The organism is Algorimicrobium algoritergicola, from assembly GCF_008086165.1.
GTDB lineage: Bacteria > Bacteroidota > Bacteroidia > Flavobacteriales > Flavobacteriaceae > Algorimicrobium > Algorimicrobium algoritergicola.
Genome location: NZ_VSKL01000001.1, coordinates 603688 through 621344, shown reverse-complemented (window position 1 = coordinate 621344; position 17657 = coordinate 603688). Strand labels below are relative to the sequence as shown.

At 33.1% G+C, this 17657-nt stretch carries 16 protein-coding genes and 1 tRNA gene; 10 read left to right on the top strand and 7 right to left on the bottom strand.

The window, feature by feature from the left end:
- Positions 1 to 77 precede the first annotated feature (77 nt).
- The 3 genes from ES675_RS02975 to ES675_RS02965 form a co-directional block, all read right to left on the bottom strand.
- A tRNA-Cys gene (locus ES675_RS02975) sits at positions 78 to 148 on the bottom strand.
- Between the two features lie 78 nt (positions 149 to 226).
- On the bottom strand, positions 227 to 595 hold the full coding sequence (folB, locus tag ES675_RS02970; RefSeq protein ID WP_148367249.1) for a dihydroneopterin aldolase: 369 nt from the start codon (positions 593 to 595) through the stop codon (positions 227 to 229).
- A gap of 69 nt (positions 596 to 664) precedes the next feature.
- Positions 665 to 874: a zinc ribbon domain-containing protein gene (locus ES675_RS02965; RefSeq protein ID WP_082985968.1), complete on the bottom strand. Its 210-nt coding sequence runs from the start codon at positions 872 to 874 to the stop codon at positions 665 to 667.
- A 100-nt stretch (positions 875 to 974) separates the two neighbouring features.
- Between ES675_RS02965 and ES675_RS02960 the strand changes: the two genes are divergently transcribed.
- The 4 genes from ES675_RS02960 to ES675_RS02945 all read left to right on the top strand — a co-directional run bounded on the left by ES675_RS02960 (position 975) and on the right by ES675_RS02945 (position 5111).
- The gene (locus ES675_RS02960) at positions 975 to 2981 is read left to right on the top strand and encodes a glutamine--tRNA ligase/YqeY domain fusion protein (RefSeq protein ID WP_066254222.1); all 2007 of its coding nucleotides are present in this window, start codon (positions 975 to 977) and stop codon (positions 2979 to 2981) included.
- A gap of 134 nt (positions 2982 to 3115) precedes the next feature.
- The gene (locus tag ES675_RS02955) at positions 3116 to 3598 is read left to right on the top strand and encodes a DUF1761 domain-containing protein (protein ID WP_066254219.1); all 483 of its coding nucleotides are present in this window, start codon (positions 3116 to 3118) and stop codon (positions 3596 to 3598) included.
- Positions 3599 to 3659: 61 nt separating this feature from the next.
- Entirely contained in the window at positions 3660 to 4820 is a 1161-nt protein-coding gene (locus tag ES675_RS02950; RefSeq protein ID WP_148367247.1) for a GNAT family N-acetyltransferase, read from the top strand.
- A gap of 78 nt (positions 4821 to 4898) precedes the next feature.
- Positions 4899 to 5111, top strand: a complete 213-nt coding sequence (locus ES675_RS02945; RefSeq protein ID WP_066254216.1) for a hypothetical protein — start codon at positions 4899 to 4901, stop codon at positions 5109 to 5111.
- An 85-nt stretch (positions 5112 to 5196) separates the two neighbouring features.
- On the opposite strand, the gene ES675_RS02940 is transcribed toward ES675_RS02945, so the two are convergent.
- A complete protein-coding gene (locus ES675_RS02940; protein WP_066254212.1) occupies positions 5197 to 6114 on the bottom strand; it encodes an SPFH domain-containing protein in 918 nt (305 codons plus the stop codon).
- Positions 6115 to 6276: 162 nt separating this feature from the next.
- Here ES675_RS02940 and ES675_RS02935 point away from each other — a divergent pair, with 162 nt between their 5' ends.
- Positions 6277 to 6960, top strand: coding sequence for a hypothetical protein (locus ES675_RS02935; protein WP_066254207.1), 684 nt, complete (start codon positions 6277 to 6279; stop codon positions 6958 to 6960).
- 75 nt (positions 6961 to 7035) lie between these two features.
- On the opposite strand, the gene ES675_RS02930 is transcribed toward ES675_RS02935, so the two are convergent.
- The 3 genes from ES675_RS02930 to gltX all read right to left on the bottom strand — a co-directional run bounded on the left by ES675_RS02930 (position 7036) and on the right by gltX (position 9853).
- Positions 7036 to 7548 (bottom strand): hypothetical protein, encoded by a 513-nt coding sequence (locus tag ES675_RS02930; RefSeq protein WP_148367245.1) that lies wholly within the window; start codon positions 7546 to 7548, stop codon positions 7036 to 7038.
- The gene (locus tag ES675_RS02925) at positions 7545 to 8147 is read right to left on the bottom strand and encodes a hypothetical protein (RefSeq protein WP_148367243.1); all 603 of its coding nucleotides are present in this window, start codon (positions 8145 to 8147) and stop codon (positions 7545 to 7547) included. Before ES675_RS02925 ends, ES675_RS02930 begins: the two co-directional genes overlap by 4 nt.
- Before the next feature lie 185 nt (positions 8148 to 8332).
- A complete protein-coding gene (gene gltX / locus ES675_RS02920) occupies positions 8333 to 9853 on the bottom strand; it encodes a glutamate--tRNA ligase (protein WP_066254199.1) in 1521 nt (506 codons plus the stop codon).
- A gap of 254 nt (positions 9854 to 10107) precedes the next feature.
- On the opposite strand from gltX, the gene ES675_RS02915 reads away from it, so the two are divergent.
- The 5 genes from ES675_RS02915 to ES675_RS02895 all read left to right on the top strand — a co-directional run bounded on the left by ES675_RS02915 (position 10108) and on the right by ES675_RS02895 (position 17622).
- Positions 10108 to 13536, top strand: coding sequence for a DUF4175 family protein (locus ES675_RS02915; protein ID WP_066254238.1), 3429 nt, complete (start codon positions 10108 to 10110; stop codon positions 13534 to 13536).
- Positions 13529 to 13948 carry an rRNA maturation RNase YbeY gene (gene ybeY, locus ES675_RS02910; RefSeq protein WP_066254196.1) on the top strand — a complete coding sequence of 140 codons (420 nt, stop codon included), beginning with the start codon at positions 13529 to 13531 and terminating at the stop codon, positions 13946 to 13948. Before ES675_RS02915 ends, ybeY begins: the two co-directional genes overlap by 8 nt.
- 117 nt (positions 13949 to 14065) lie before the next feature.
- Positions 14066 to 15937 (top strand): tRNA uridine-5-carboxymethylaminomethyl(34) synthesis enzyme MnmG, encoded by a 1872-nt coding sequence (gene mnmG, locus ES675_RS02905; RefSeq protein WP_066254235.1) that lies wholly within the window; start codon positions 14066 to 14068, stop codon positions 15935 to 15937.
- A gap of 71 nt (positions 15938 to 16008) precedes the next feature.
- A complete protein-coding gene (locus ES675_RS02900; RefSeq protein WP_066254194.1) occupies positions 16009 to 16866 on the top strand; it encodes a class I SAM-dependent methyltransferase in 858 nt (285 codons plus the stop codon).
- A 234-nt stretch (positions 16867 to 17100) separates the two neighbouring features.
- Positions 17101 to 17622: an OmpH family outer membrane protein gene (locus ES675_RS02895; RefSeq protein ID WP_066254190.1), complete on the top strand. Its 522-nt coding sequence runs from the start codon at positions 17101 to 17103 to the stop codon at positions 17620 to 17622.
- Positions 17623 to 17657: the final 35 nt, after the last annotated feature.

The following is a 17657-nucleotide window of genomic DNA, read 5'->3' as shown; positions in this document are numbered from 1 at the left end:
TGTAACCACATTACTCAAAATTTTCTAAAAATTTAAAACAAAAAAAAAGAGCTACTTTAAAAGTAACTCTTTTTTAGAGGTGTCGAGCGGATTCGAACCGCTGTAGATGGTGTTGCAGACCACTGCCTAGCCACTCGGCCACGACACCTTAAATACCTTTGAAAAAAGGTATCTTGTTATTTCTAACGTGGTGGCAAATGTAAAAAAAATATAAGTGTTTCGCTACTTACTTTTGCTTTTTTCGCTTGTCACTCATTTTTATTGTTACCATTTCCACATCGCCTCCAATAGGTGGATTAATTTTACTGACCCAAACCGTGGCTTTACTAACCATGGTATCTTCTTTAAAAATGCGATTTAAAATACGTTTGGCAACCGTTTCTAGTAAATAGGAAGGTTGTGCCATTTCTTCACGAATCACCTTATTTAGAAATACATAGTCAACCGTATCTTGAAGTAAATCTGTCTTGGCTGATGTTTGTAAATTGGCTTTTATCTCTAAATCCACACGGTAATCACTACCAATTTTGGTTTCTTCCTTTAAGCAACCATGATTGGCAAAAACCCGAATATTTTCCACTTTAATTGTTCCCATATTGCAAAAATACTATTCAGAAGGTGACTTCAAGAGAAATTCTGAAAGAAATTAATATCGTAAAGTTATTTAATTTGTAAAGAAGTCAAATATATTACTAATGCTACTAGTTTTCGATTTATAAAATTCGGTATACGTACATTTTTGACATGTTACAGACGTAAATTTTTTATTCTGGATGTTAAAAAGTTTTGTAAATAAACCGCCTGTTGCCTGCATTTGATCCATATCGTAAGTCCGATTATGGCATTTTGGACATTCGTAATTTCTGTGTTGCATGGTATAAGTTTTAATTATAGGTGTGAAAAATCATTCAAATGTTACAATTAGTCTAAAATTACCTAATTTTGTGCTTCATATTTCGAATAGAGAACAGCGTATGTCTGAAGAAACAAAATCACTCAATTTTATTGAGCATATTATAGAAGAAGATTTAAGGAATGGATTAGAAAAAGAAGCACTTCGCTTTCGTTTTCCACCAGAACCGAATGGTTATTTACATATTGGTCACACCAAAGCTATTGGTATTAGTTTTGGCTTGGGTGAAAAATACCAAGCACCTGTAAACTTACGTTTTGATGATACCAATCCAGCCAAAGAAGAGCAGGAATATGTAGATGCTATCAAACGTGATATTGCATGGTTAGGCTATCAATGGGCTAATGAATTGTATTCATCTGATTATTTTCAGCAGTTATATGATTGGGCAGTAGCATTAATCAAAGAAGGAAAAGCCTATGTAGATTCACAATCCAGTGAAGCTATGGCAGAACAGAAAGGCACACCAACACAACCTGGTGTTGATGGTCCATACCGAAATCGTAGTATTGAAGAAAATCAGGATTTATTTCAGCGCATGAAAGCTGGCGAATTTCCAGAAGGTTCTCATGTGTTGCGTGCAAAAATAGATATGCAACATCCAAATATGTTGATGCGTGATCCGTTGATGTATCGTATTTTAAAGAAATCACACCACAGAACAGGAAACGATTGGTGTATTTATCCCATGTACGACTGGACACATGGTGAAAGTGATTATATGGAACAAATTTCACACTCTTTATGTTCCCTTGAATTTAAGCCGCATAGAGAGCTTTACGACTGGTTCAAGGAGCAAGTGTATAAATACCAACCAGAAGCCTTACCAATGCTTCCTAAACAACGTGAATTTGCCCGATTGAACTTAAGTTATACCATTATGAGTAAACGTAAGTTGCTTAAATTGGTTGAGCAAGGTGCTGTAACGGGTTGGGACGATCCACGAATGCCAACCATTTCAGGTTTGCGTCGTCGTGGTTACACACCAGATTCTATCAGGCAGTTTATTGATAAAGTAGGTGTAGCCAAACGTGATAACGTTATTGATGTATCGCTTTTAGAATTCTGTATTCGTGAGGATTTAAATAAAACGGCACCGCGAGTGATGGCTGTTTTAGATCCTGTTAAGTTGGTTATCACTAATTATCCAGAAGGAAAAGAGGAGTGGTTGGAAGCTGAAAATAATCAGGAAGATGATTCGGCAGGTTTTAGAAAAGTACCTTTTTCACGTGAGTTATATATTGAAAAAGACGATTTTAAAGAAGAAGCAAGCAGTAAGTTTTTCCGATTGAAATTAGGAGGTGAAGTCCGCTTGAAAAATGCCTACATCATCAAAGCAGAAGTAGTAGTGAAAGATGCTGATGGAAACGTTACAGAAATTCATGCTACCTATTCTGAAGATACCGAGAAAAAAGTAAAAGGAACCTTGCATTGGGTGTCTATAAAGCATGCTATTAAAGCGGAAGTTCGCGAGTATGATAGATTGTTTTTAGATGAAGCTCCAGATAATCATGCTGATAAAGATTTTATGGAATTTATAAATCCAGAATCTTTAAAAATTATTGATGCTTTTGTAGAACCAAGTTTGCTAGAAGCGAAAGTAGGAGAGCGGTTCCAATTTCAACGTTTGGGTTATTTTAATGTGGATGATGATAGTTCTTCAGAAAAATTAGTTTTCAATAAAACGGTTGGATTACGAGATACTTGGGCAAAACAAAAACCCAAAAATGATGTAAATCAACCAGCTCAAAAACAAAAGCAACAATCTAATAGACCAGCTATTGAGCAGATAAAATCATACGGGAAAAAGTATGATAGAATGAAAGATGACGATCGCGAAAAAGCAAAATCCGAAATTGAGGAATTGGCACAAAATGTATCCTATAGTGATGTTGAACCCTTGTTTGGAACGTCTGCAAAAAAGGTAGGAACGCGAATTATTACCATGATAACATTAGGTGTTTTACTGAATAATGGATTAGAACGAAATTCAGAAATTAATGATTTTATAGCTAAAGCTTTAGATGACAAAAATGACTTGTTGGTAGCTGAAGCAAAAGCGTTATAAACACAAAAAATATAGTGTAATTTTAAACCTTGAAGCATGAATTGTTTCAAGGTTTTTTTTGATTTTTATCCAGTTAAAATTATAAATCATAATTTTCATCTATCTTTAAAATACTAATTTTTAAATAACTAACTATGGATATTAATTTTTTGGCCATTTTGGTTGCTGCTTTGGTTCCGTTAATTTTGGGTTTTATTTGGTACAACCCAAAAACATTTGGAAACGCTTGGATGCGTGAATCTGGTTTAACTTCGGAATCTTTAAAAGGTGGAAACATGTTTGTAATTTTTATTCTCACGTTTATATTTTCGGTTTTAATTGCCTTTATTTTACAATTTTTAACCATTCATCAAACAGGAGCTTTAGGTATGATTGGTGGAGATGTTACAAAAGCTTTACCATCATATACAGCTTTTATGGACGATTATGGTTTAGCATTTAGAACCTTTAAACATGGTGCTTTACACGGTTGTATGGCTGGCGTGTTATTTGTATTTCCTATTTTGGCCATTAATGCTTTATTTGAACGTAAAAGCTGGAAATACATTTTCATTAATAGTGGTTATTGGATAATCAGTTTAACCATAATGGGAGGTATTGTTTGTGGCTGGAATTAATTTGTAATGATTATATAACCTTAAAGACTGATTGCTACAATCAGTCTTTTTTCATGATACTTTGATAGAAACAAAACTATTTACATCTGCAAATGATTTACCACTAGTTTGGGATGCATTGGTTGTACATGATATTTTTCTGCAAACTACATATTTAAAAGCTTTAGAAGTAGCTGCTCCAAAAAATATTACGCTTTATTATTTCGGATTTTATATAGAACAAGAATTAGTTGGTATTGCCGTAATGCAACGCGTTAAATTATACCTTAATGACATGTTCCGAAACCAAGAAGATTCTTGTTTTCAAGAGCGTTTTAAAAATCAGATTTCAAAGATTTTGAGAGGAAATATATTGGTGGTAGGGAATTTAACACATACAGGTCAGCATGGAATGCATTTTAAGTCTGATGCTATGACAAATGAAGAATTTATGTCAACATTATTAAAAGCTGTTGATGTCCTAAAACGTAAAATTAAGACTGTTTTTAATAAAAAAATTAGAGCTATTTTATTAAAAGATTATTTCCTAACAGATACCATTCTGCAAACTAAAAATACACTAAATACATCAGGTTTCCATCAATTGATTGTGCAACCAAACATGGTAATGAACCTTCCTGAACATTGGGCGCATTTTGATGATTATATTTCAGATTTGCATAAAAAATATCGAGATCGTTATAAATCAGCAAGAAAAAAATCTAAAAAAATGATCACCAAGGAATTGGATGAAGCGGCAGTTTTTAACCAATCGGAAACACTCTATAAATTATATAAAAACGTTTCCAACAACGCTAAAATAAATAGCTTCATATTACCAGAAAATCATTTTTATACCTTCAAAAAACAATTAGGTGAAAACTTTAAGGTGTTTGGATATTATATTCAAAATGAATTGGTTGGATTTTACACCCTAATTCTAAATAACGAGCAATTGGAAACCTACTTTTTAGGCTATAGCTCCGAGTATCAATATAAGCATCAGCTGTATTTAAATATGTTGTATGATATGGCTGAATTTGGTATTAATAATCAATTTAAATCCATTGTTTATGCCAGAACTGCTATGGAAATAAAAAGTTCTATTGGTGCAAAACCGAAAGATATGGTCATGTATTTAAAACATACCAATTGGTTTATGAATGTGATACTTAAAAATATTTTCAGGTTGATGAATCCGTCAAAAACGTGGGAAGAACGTCATCCATTTAAGTCAAATTAACAAATAGCTAACAGAATTTCTTTTGTTATTTATGGATATTGTAATACCTTATATCCACTCTAATCAAATATAATAATTATGAAAAAATCAAAAGATTTACTTACGGAAATTGCGACTGTAACGCGCGATATTGAAACCAACTACCCAGAAGTTTATGAGCATTTAGATGAAATGCCTATGACCATTCCTAGTCAACAAAACCCAGATATTGATGTTAAGGATTTAGAAAATTATTTGGAAAGTCTGAAGGATATTATCAAGAAATATAAAGAGGAACATAAAGCCGATTGAATTTTGTAATTCTGAAGTTTTCAATCTGAAGTTTTAATGGCTATATGTTCCTCTTAAAAAAGAATTAAATCAATTTTTGAAGACCTTATTCTTTATTTTTTTTATTGTTTTTCATGGCTTCACCAATTTGGTTACTAGCCGTAAAACTAGCTACCATATCATTTAGCATTTGGCTACCTGCTTGTGGTGAATTTGGAAGTAAAATTAAATTACTGTTCGTTTCACTACCTATAGCTTGCAAGGTATCATAATGTTGGGTTACAACTATCAATGCTGATGCTTCTTGACTATTAATACCAACACGATTTAACACGTCAACAGATTCCTCCAAACCACGTGCTATTTCACGACGTTGATCTGCAATACCTTGACCTTGTAATCGTTTACTTTCAGCTTCCGCTTTGGCTTTTTCAACAATTAAAATACGTTGTGCATCACCTTCATATTGCGCAGCTGTTTTTTCTCTATCTGCAGCATTAATACGGTTCATAGCTATTTTTACTTGTGCATCTGGATCAATATCGGTTACTAAAGTTCTAATAATATCAAAACCATAATCCATCATCGCATCATTTAATTCTGCTTTTACGGCTAATGCAATATCATCTTTTTTAACAAAAACATCATCTAACTTCATTTTTGGTACTTCAGCACGCACCACATCAAATACGTAACTCGTAATTTGATCATGCGGATAATCTAGCTTGTAAAAGGCATCATATACTTTTTCCGTTACTACTTTATACTGTACAGAAACTTTCAGTTTTACAAATACATCATCCAAAGTCTTGGTTTCAATAATAACATCTAATTGTTGAATTTTTAAACTCAATCGGCCTGCAACTTTATCTACTAAAGGAATTTTCATGTGTAAACCAGATTGGCGAATACTGTGAAATTTTCCAAAACGTTCAATAATGGCAGCCGTTTGTTGCTTCACCATAAAAAAGGAGGAGAATAGAATAAAAAGACCTACTAATATAAAGGGAACAAATAATAACATAGAGTGATTTTTAAAGGTTAAAATGGATTTACTAATTTAATGTATATTTTGTTGGTAAGGTGTTATTTGAAAATAAATCTATTCGGAATGACGTGGTTATCTAGAAAAAGAAATATTTATCCTATTTTTTTCATAGGTTTGTTACAAACAGACACATAAATCATGTTATACTCAAAATCAGGTATTCTATTAGTCGCCATTTGTATTAGTTTTGTTACAATAGGTTTTGCGCAGCCTAAAAACTACAAAATTGTTAATGGTATCGGGATTTCTGGTGGTATTACCCAATATGATATTTTAACTGATAATTTCACCACGAAAAAGGGCAACGGTTGGATGGCTGGTGCTTCAGCAACGGTAGATTTACCTAACAAATGGTACAATGTGAGTTATACCATTCAACTCGCTGAAAACCATTTAGGAATAGCTGCAAAACCTGTTTTACTCTCCAATGAGGAATTTATAGACTATAAAGTTTTTACCGCTCAAATAGCTTTATTAATGCATGTGAAATTAATAGGAAGCTTTTTAACTATTGATGTTGGACCTATGTTGCAATTTAATGGTGAATTGGAACTTGATGATCAAAATCAAGAAAATTATTTTATTGCGAATTACACCAACCTGTTAGCAAAAGACATAAAAGAAATAAGCCGTTTTAATGTGGATGGTGCTATTGGATTATCAGCTGGATTTAGCCACTTTAGACTTAAAGCGCAATATATTTACGGGTTTTTAAACACGTTGGATAAGCTAAATGATAATAATTTAGACCAAACAGGAAACCCAAATAAGTTTAAAGGAAACCAATCTATGTTGGCGTTTACGGCTATGATTTCGTTTTAAAAGCTGCATTTAGAGTGAAAGTGAGGAATCTCAAATAAACAGATTTCATGAGATTTCAAGTAGTACTGTAAAGTATTACTCAATGTATTTAATTAGCAAATTCTTCTTTTCATCTGCTGTTAAATCATAATGACTTTGAGCTAATAACGTATTGTCAGCATCCAAAATATAAAAGCTAGAATCACTCATAACATCTTCATTACAATCTGAACACAAGGTTTTTATAATAGTTGAAAATGATTTTTTGTTAGTTAAATAAACAGGAAAGTAAAAACCTTCGTAAAATAGATCATTATATAATGTTTCTTGATTTCTTTTTGATTCTCGTGAAATAACAAATAGTTCAAATTTATCTTTATTTTTCAAATAATAATCATTGATAATCGGGTTAAATTCTAAAGTCGCGGAACACGTAGTGCTATAAAAATAAATAATTTTTATAGCACTTTTGGAGCTGTTTATTTGTTCCTCTAATTCATTTATAGGTAGATAGGCTATTTTTATATTTTCAGTTTGTTCTGGCGCATAATTCTGTGCAGAAGTTGGTAAATAGAAACAAAAAAATAGGAATACTATTAAAGTTCTCATTTATTAGCCTGTTTAAGTAAATCTTCTTTCTTTTCAGGTGATAATTCCCAGGAATCTTGAAAATCCATATTCAATAAAACAATTTGAATATTTTCACCTTTTAATTTTTGACGCTCTAAAACTTCATACCATTTGAAAACAGCATCTATATTTTCAGGTTTATTAAAGAATTTAGCCCAACTCAACACAAAATAGTAGTCTGTATTTTGTTGCTTTACTAAAGGTTGTAAGGTTTTATAATTAACAAGTCCGTTAAACCAGCTATCAATGTGTAAGGCTTCTTTTTTAGGTTTGTTTCTGATTCTTTTAAAGTTAGCGAGCTTATCAATTATATCAGCTATTTTAATATACTCTAAATACAAGCCATCTTTATTGAAAACATGTACAACAGGACCTATTAAATAGCCATCATTATTAAACTTAAAAAAATCTTCAAATACCTTAAAAATGACTATATCATTGTTATTAAATTTTAGTTGATGCTCTACTAAATAGCTTTCAATTTTTTCACTATTTTGAAATTCAAAAACAACATTTTGACTTTGAATATAAAAATTTGAAACGAGTAAAAACCCCATGAAGATTAAAATATTTCTCATAGATATTTTTAGGTTAAGTTTAATAATTTTGAATGTACTAATTATTTAAATATAATTTAATACTTTTCGATAAGCGGTAACTTTGAATATCCATGATATCCATAAATAAAAATGAATTTTAGAACGTTGAAAATCATCAAGACTTAACAATCCAGTATAAACTCCAATCTTCTTATTATTAAAAATTATCCTAACGTATTCACCAAATTCTCAATACGACGTTTGGTTTCTTCTTTACCAATTAAATACATAATATCAAACACTTCAGGTCCTTGTAAGGCGCCAACTAACGCGAGTCGCAAGGGCATCATGACTTTACCAAAACCTATTTCGTTTTTGGTAATCCAACCTTTTAATTCAGTTTGAAGGTTTTCAACTGTAAAATCCTCCACAGATTCAATAACTGAAACGACTTGCGTCATAAGTTCTGGAGAATCCTCTTTCCATGCTTTTTTAACCGCTTTTTCGTCTAAATCGGTTGGCGTTTGGAAGAAAAAGTGACTTAATGCCCAAAAATCAGTAACAAAGGTTGCGCGTTCTTTAATCAGTGCGACTACGAGTTCTACATAATTCACATCAATTTCGGCTAATTCTGGTTGAATTTGCTTGAACGTAATAGCTAAATCATCATTATATTGCTCTTGCATATAATGGTGGTTAAACCATTTGGTTTTGTCTGGATCAAAACGGGCTCCTGCTTTATTCACACGGTTTAAATCGAAGGCAGCAATCAGCTCGTCCATGCTAAAAATTTCCTGTTCTGTTCCTGGATTCCAACCTAAAAAGGCTAGGAAGTTGACAACAGCTTCTGGAAAATAACCAGCTTCGCGATAGCCTAAAGACACATCGCCTGTTTGATGATCTTTATAGGCCAATGGAAATACAGGAAAACCGAGTTTATCGCCATCGCGCTTGCTTAACTTTCCTTTTCCGGTTGGTTTTAAAATCAATGGTAAATGTGCAAATTCAGGCTTTTCCCAACCAAAAGCATCATATAATTGATAATGCAATGCTAAAGATGGTAACCATTCTTCGCCACGAATAACATGGGAAATTTCCATTAAATGGTCGTCCACAATATTGGCTAAATGATAGGTTGGTAAACCATCACTTTTAAACAATACTTTATCATCTAAAATATTGGTATCAATGGTCATTTTACCACGAATTATATCTGTTAAATGCAGTGTTTCATCTTGAGGTGATAAAAAACGAATCACATAATCATCACCAGCATCTAGTTTTGCTTGCGTTTCTTCAGCAGACAGCACGAGCGAGTTTACCAAACGGCCTTTTTCACGATTATGCCAATTGTAAATAAAGGTTTTCCCTTCAGCTTCATGATTTTTTCGGTGTGTGTCTAAATCGTCTGCGGCATCAAATGCATAATAAGCTTTGCCATTCGCAATTAACTGATCTGCATATTTTTTATAAATCTCTTTACGCTCACTTTGTCTGTATGGGCCAAATTTCTCGTTGGTATTTACACCTTCGTCAACCGTAATACCACACCATTTTAAAGATTCTTCAATGTAGTTTTCTGCACCTTCAACAAAACGATTTTGATCCGTATCTTCAATACGAAGTATAAACGTTCCGTTGTGTTTTTTAGCAAATAAATAGTTGAAAAGGGCTGTGCGAACACCACCTATATGTAAAGGTCCTGTTGGACTTGGTGCAAAGCGCACGCGTACGGGTTTTGACATGTTTTTTGTTTTGATAGCGCAAAGATAGAATAGCAATTAACAAACCGCAAAGAAATTAGCATAAAGCGACAGAGAAGCGGATAAATTCAATATTGTGACTTATAAAAGCCTGATGTTTTTATCAAATTTGGTGCAAATTGGAGTAAAACCCTGTTTTCAAGACGCTTTTGTTAACATAATGTTATCAATTATAGATTATTATCGACCAAAAAAAATTGTAGTTTAGTAGGTTGAAAAGAAAATCAATAAAAAACGTGTCTCATTTTAATATCATTCTTCAGAAATTAGAAGCTTTTGTAAGGCGTTATTACACAAACGAGCTTATAAAAGGTAGCATATTATTTTTTGCTATTGGATTTCTATACTTTCTATTTACGCTATTCGTTGAATATGTTTTTTGGCTAAATACCACGTCTAGAACTATTTTATTTTGGGTTTTTGTTGCAGTTGAAATCGGCTTATTTATCAAATTTATAGCCATGCCTTTAGCGCAACTATTTAAATTAAAAAAAGGAATAGATTACGTGCAAGCTTCCAAAATTATCGGTACACATTTCCCTGAAGTCAATGATAAATTGCTGAATGTTTTACAGTTGAAAGAGCAAGGTGTTGAATCTGAATTATTACTGGCAAGTATCAATCAGAAATCTGAAGAATTACAGCCTATTCCTTTTAAATTGGCCATCAATTTCAAGCAGAATTTACGCTATGTAAAATATGCTGCTATTCCTATAGTTATTATTTTATTATCGGTTTTATCAGGACAAATAAGTTGGTTTAGCGATAGTTATAATCGCGTTGTTAACCATAATACGGCGTATGAACCACCTGCGCCTTTTCAGTTTTTTGTAGTGAATGAAAATTTAACGACAACGGAAAACAAAGACTTTACGTTACACGTGAAAACCGTAGGAAATGTGATTCCTGAAAATGCTAAAATCACCTATAATAATGAAACCTATTTTCTGCAACAAAAAGGTGCTGGCGATTTCGAGTTTGTTTTTAGTCGCTTAAAAAATGATATAGAATTCCAACTTAATGCCAATTCGGTAACCTCAAAGCCGTATGTGCTAAAAGTTTCTGAAGTCCCATCAATTATGGGGTTCGAGATGGTTTTAGATTATCCATCCTACATTAATAAAGTAGATGAAGTATTAACAGGAACCGGAAATGCCGTTATTCCTCAAGGCACCAAAGTATCCTGGAACTTACAAACAAAAGCAACGGAGAATGTACAATTGTATACAACCGATACGTTACAATTTGCAACTGAAAATACAGGTGATTTCAACCTAACAAAAACAGTGTATAATGCGTTTGATTATACCATATCTACTAGTAATAATTCTTTAAAAGATTATGAACGTTTGGCATTTTCTATTGATGTTATAAAAGATGATTATCCAGAACTTCGCGTAAAGATGGAAATTGACAGCATGAATCAACAAAGCATGTATTTCTATGGGCAAGCAACGGATGATTATGGCTTACGCAAGTTGCAATTGGTTTACTATCCGTCTGCTGATGAAAAACAGCGTAAAACAGAAGCTATTCCTATTTCCAATGGGAATATTGGTGAATTTATAACCGCTTTTCCTAATAATTTGGAACTTATTGAAGGTGTGAGTTATGATTTATACTTTCAAGTATTTGATAATGATGTTATTAGCAATTTTAAAAGCACCAAAAGTAAGACCTATAGCTATAGAAAGTTAACACAAGCGGAAACTGAAGACAAACAGTTGCAACAACAAAATGAAACCATTAAGGATTTAAATAAATCTTTGGAGAAAATGAGCGAGCGCGAAAAAGAGCTTGAAGAATTTTCTAAAACACAAAAAGAAAAATCCGAATTGAATTTCAATGATAAAAAGAAATTTGAAAACTTTTTGAAGCGTCAGAAGCAACAGGAAGACATGATGAAAAATTTCAATAAGAAATTAGAAGAAAATTTAGAGGAATTTCAAAAAGAAAATAAAGAAGAAGATATTTTTAAAGAAGATTTAAAGGAACGTTTAAAGGAAAATGAAGAGCAGCTTAAAAAGGATGAGAAACTTTTGGAAGAGTTGGAGAAACTTCAAGAGAAAATCAATAAAGAAGAATTAAGTGAAAAACTTGAAGAACTAGCCAAACAAAATAAAAATCAGAAGCGGAGTTTAGAACAATTATTGGAATTGACGAAGCGATATTATGTGGCTAAAAAATTAGAAAAGCTACAACAAGATCTCGAAAAATTAGCAGAGGAACAGGAGAAATTAGCTGAAGAGACAAAAGAAAAAAACACCAAAGAATCACAAGATGATTTGAACGAAAAGTTTGAAGATTTTCAGAAGTCTTTAGAAGAATTGCAAAAAGATAATCAGGATTTGAAACAACCTATGGATGTTCCAAATGATGAGAAGCAGGAAGAATCCATTAAAAAAGATCAAAAGGAAGCCTCTGATGAGTTAGGCGAAAAAGAAGAAAACGAAGGACAAAATCAGGATGAAGATGCTGAAAAGAATCAGCAAAATGCTCAAAAGAAGCAAAAGCAAGCTGCTGAGAAAATGAAACAAATGGGTGAGAAAATGAAGATGGCCATGCAATCTGGAGGAGGCGAGCAGATGCAGGAGGATCTGGATATGTTGCGTCAGATTTTAGATAACCTTATCTTGTTTTCATTCGATCAAGAAAATTTAATGGAACGGTTTAAAGGCATTGAAATTAACCATAATAAATATGCCACCTATTTACGGAAACAGAACGATTTAAAAGAACATTTCTCTCACGTGGATGATAGTCTTTTTGCTTTATCATTGCGTCAACCTAAATTATCAGAATCGGTAAATAAGGAAATATCAGACGTGTTTTTTAATATCGATAAATCGCTGGAGCAATTTTCGGAAAATAGATTGTATCAAGGTATAGCTAATCAACAATACACCATAACAGCCGCTAATAATTTAGCTAATTTTTTAAGTGATATTATGAATCAGATGCAGATGCAAATGCAAGCATCTGGAGCTGGTAGTGGTGGAAAACCTGAACAAGGATTACCAGATATTATAAAGAGTCAGGAAGAATTGAATAAGGAAATGCAAGATGGCATGAAGAAGGGTGAAAAAGGTGAACCCAAAGACGAAGGTGAAGGCGAGAAGGGTGAAAAAGGCAAAAAAGAAGGCGATAAACCTGGTGAAGATGGTAAAAGTGGGCAAGAAGGTAAGCCTGGAAAAGAAGGTAAAAATGGCAATCAAGAAGGAAGCCAAATGGGTGAAGGTGAAGGCAGCGAAATTAGTAAAGGGGAGTTGTTTAGAATATATCAGCAGCAGCAAGAAATCCGTCAAGCTTTACAAGATAAATTGGCCAAGGAAGGAAAAAATGGTATTGGTAATGCAATTTTAAAGCAGATGGAAGACGTGGAAATGGATTTATTGAATAAAGGTTTTACCAATCAAACGCTTCAAAAAATGATGAATTTACAGCATCAATTATTGAAAATGGAAAATGCAGCCCTGGAGCAAGGTGAAGATACGAAACGTAAAGCGAATACAAATCGTGAAGAATTTCAAAATAATACGAATAATCAAATTCCCACGGCTAAACAATATTTCAATACCATTGAGATTTTAAATCGCCAAAGTTTACCTTTGCAGCCAGTTTATAAAAAGAAAGTTCAAGAGTATTTTAAAAAAGCCAATGATTAGTTTTAATTACGAAAACGATTTTGAAATAGATAATATTCAAATACTGCAAACTTGGATAGAACGTGTGATTGTTTCTGAAAATTTTGAGTTGGGTGAAATCAACTATATTTTTTGTGATGATGATTATTTACATAATTTAAATGTGGAATATCTCGATCACGACACCCTAACCGATGTTATCAGTTTTGATTATACTGTAGGAAATGTCATACAGGGGGATATTTATATTTCCACTGAACGTGTAGCTGATAATGCGCAAGATTTCAAGGCGTCTTTTAGTGATGAGTTGCATCGGGTTATGGTTCATGGTGTGTTACATTATTGTGGTTATAAAGATAAATCGGAAGCTGAATCTGAAGCCATGCGAAGTATGGAAAATCACTATCTGAAGGTGCTAAAAGATATCTCATAATATATCGTATATTTGCAGACTTTTAATTTTGGAATTCTTTTTAAACTCTAAGATAAAAGTAAAACTATAAATTCATTGTTCCACGTGGAACAATTCAATCATATAAATCCAGTAGACATGTTTAACGAAGTTTACGATGTAATTGTAGTAGGAGGAGGTCACGCTGGAAGTGAGGCTGCTGCTTCTGCTGCCAATATGGGAAGTAAAACGCTTCTTATAACCATGAATTTGCAAAATATTGCGCAAATGTCATGCAATCCTGCTATGGGTGGAATTGCTAAAGGTCAGATTGTTCGTGAAATTGATGCGCTGGGAGGTTATAGTGGTATTGTAAGTGATACGTCTGCTATTCAGTTTAAAATGCTAAACAAGTCTAAAGGACCTGCTATGTGGAGTCCACGGGTTCAAAGTGACCGGATGCGTTTTGCTGAAGATTGGCGGAATATGTTAGAGCAAACTAAAAATTTGGATTTCTATCAGGAAATGGTTTCAGGATTAATAGTAGAAAATCATAAAGTTGTTGGTGTAAAAACGTCGTTAGGAATAGAGATAAGAACCAAAAGTGTTGTTCTAACGAATGGTACTTTTTTAAATGGTTTAATTCATATTGGTGACAAAAATTTTGGTGGTGGACGAGCGGGCGAAAGAGCTGCAACCGGAATCACGGAGCAACTTGTTCAATTAGGTTTTGAATCTGGTAGAATGAAAACAGGAACACCGCCTCGAGTAGATGGACGTTCATTAGATTTTTCTAAAATGGTTGAGCAACCAGGTGATGCTGTTCCAGAAAAATTCTCGTATTTAGATGTTACTAAACCGTTAACTAAACAACGCTCTTGTCATCTAACATATACTAGTAATGAGGTTCATGATTTACTGCGTGAAGGTTTTGATAGGTCTCCCATGTTTAACGGACGGATTCAAAGTTTAGGGCCGCGATATTGTCCGTCTATTGAAGATAAAATTAATAGGTTTGCCGATAAAGATAGACATCAATTATTTGTGGAGCCGGAAGGTTGGGATACCGTAGAATATTATGTAAATGGCTTCTCAACATCCTTGCCAGAGGATGTCCAATTTAAAGCATTGCGTTCGGTTGCTGGTTTTGAAAATGTGAAATTTTTCCGTCCAGGATATGCTATTGAATACGATTATTTTCCACCAACACAATTACAACACACATTAGAAACCAAGTTAGTTGAAGGTTTATATTTCGCAGGCCAAATTAATGGAACTACGGGTTATGAGGAAGCCGCTTCTCAGGGATTAATGGCAGGAATTAATGCCAGCTTAAAAGTTCAAGAACGTGATCCTTTTATACTAACAAGAAGTGAAGCGTATATAGGTGTTTTGGTGGACGATTTGATTACCAAGGGAACCGAAGAGCCTTATAGAATGTTTACATCTCGCGCGGAATATAGAACATTGTTGCGTCAAGATAATGCGGATATCCGATTAACACCTATGGCTTTCGATTTAGGTTTGGCATCAGAAAAGCGTTTAAAACGTATGGAGGAAAAGCATAGTAAGGCGGAAGCTTTTGTTGACTTTTTTAAAGAAACTAGTGTTAAGCCAGAAGAGATAAATCCGATTTTGGAAGCGAATGATTCTGCACCTATGTCACAATCTGATAAGATGTTTAAAATATTTGCTAGACCGAATATCACCATACATGATATGCGTAAAGTGGCAAGTGTTGATGCGTATATTATAGAACAGAATTTGGATACGGAAGAAATAGAGCAGGCCGAAATTCAAGTTAAATACGCTGGGTATATTAATAAGGAAAAGAACAATGCGGATAAGTTAACGAGGCTAGAAAATATAAAAATACCGAAGAATTTTGATTATACAAACATGCAATCTATGAGTATGGAGGCACGTGGTAAGTTGAATAAAATTCAACCAGTTACTATTTCTCAAGCATCTCGAATTAGTGGTGTTTCACCAAGTGATATTTCGGTATTATTAGTTTATTTAGGACGCTAATTTTTTAATGTTCCACGTGGAACGTTCGGAGTGTTTTCTTCAAAAATCATAATATTAAGCATAGTAAAAGAATAGAAGTGAGTACGAATAGAATAGATTTTCAGGTTAAAGATTATTCCGTTTCCAATGAAATATTTCAATTAGAAAGGCATCCAGAATTTGAAATTTTGGTAACAACACCACAACCTAATTTAGAAGACTTACCTGCTTATTATAAAAGTGAAGATTATATTTCCCACACAGATTCTAAACGAAACCTCTTTGAAAAAGCGTACCATGCTATTCGTTCCATTGCGCTAAAACGCAAACTGAAATTAATTAATTCTTATACTACTTCAGATAAATCGTTATTAGATATTGGTTGTGGAACTGGCGATTTTTTGCAAGCAGCGCAACAGAATAATTGGACAGTTTCTGGAATTGAACCTAATGCAGAAGCACGTAAAATAGCAAATGGTAAAACACAGGATGCCGTTCAAGATGCACATGAACTTTCTAATTTAAAAAATGAAAGTTTTGAGGTTATTACCCTTTGGCATGTATTAGAACATTTGCCAGATTTTCAAGAACAGATCATTTCATATAAAAGACTATTAAGAAATTCCGGAACTTTGATTATTGCTGTTCCTAATTATAATAGTTACGATGCTGAATACTACCAGAATTTTTGGGCAGCCTATGATGTGCCAAGACATCTTTGGCATTTTTCAGAAAAAGGCATGAAGCAATTAATGGAGAAACAGGGTTTAAAAATTGTGGAAACAAAACCCATGATTTTTGATGCATATTATGTTAGTCTACTTTCTGAAAAATATAAAACAGGGAAAATGAATTTTTTAAAGGCATTTAGAATTGGATTTCGTTCTAATCGCGCGGCTAAACGGTCTGGCGCCTATTCTTCGCTTATTTATGTTGTAAAAAAGGCTTAAAACGCAATTTAAGGCGAAATAAGCCCATTTTTAAGGCTTCTGCATATTCTGTGCTTCAAAAACTTTCAACTCTTTTTAAAGCATCGTATAAACAAGTCGTTTTCAATCAATTTTTGTTATAGATTATTAATTTGTTATAATTTATGTTTATAGCGTAAAAATTGCACCTTTTTTAAAAACAAACTATTTACTTTATTACATTTGTGCCGATTTAAAAAAATTAAAAATCAGATCATGAAAAACATATTCGTAGTATTCTTATTATTTTTAACTGCCGTGTCTTGTAACACGGAAAATCAAAAAATTGGTTTTGTAAATAATAAGGACTTGGTGAATGACTACCAAGAAAAAATTGACATTGAAGCAGAATTCAAAACTAAAATTGATGCTTTTGAAAAAAGAACCGATAGTATTGGTCAAGCGTTTCAACAAGAAGCACAAGCATTTCAATTAAAAGCACAAAGCATGAAACAAGATCAAGCGCAAGCTGAATATCAAGCTTTAGGACAGAAACAACAAATGTTGCAGCAACGTATCCAATTGGAGGAGAGTAAGATTCAAGAGGAAAGCCAACAAACGATTGATACCCTGATTAAAAAAGTACGTGAGTACGTAAAAGATTACGGTAAGAAAAACGGCTACACATACATTTTAGGTAGCAATGAAGCAGGAAGTGTGATGTATGGTGATGATAAAAATGATCTGACTAAAGAGATTTTAGATGCATTAAATGCGGATTATAAAAAACCAGAATAAGGTTTAAAAACTGACAATATTATAAAGCCAGCTAT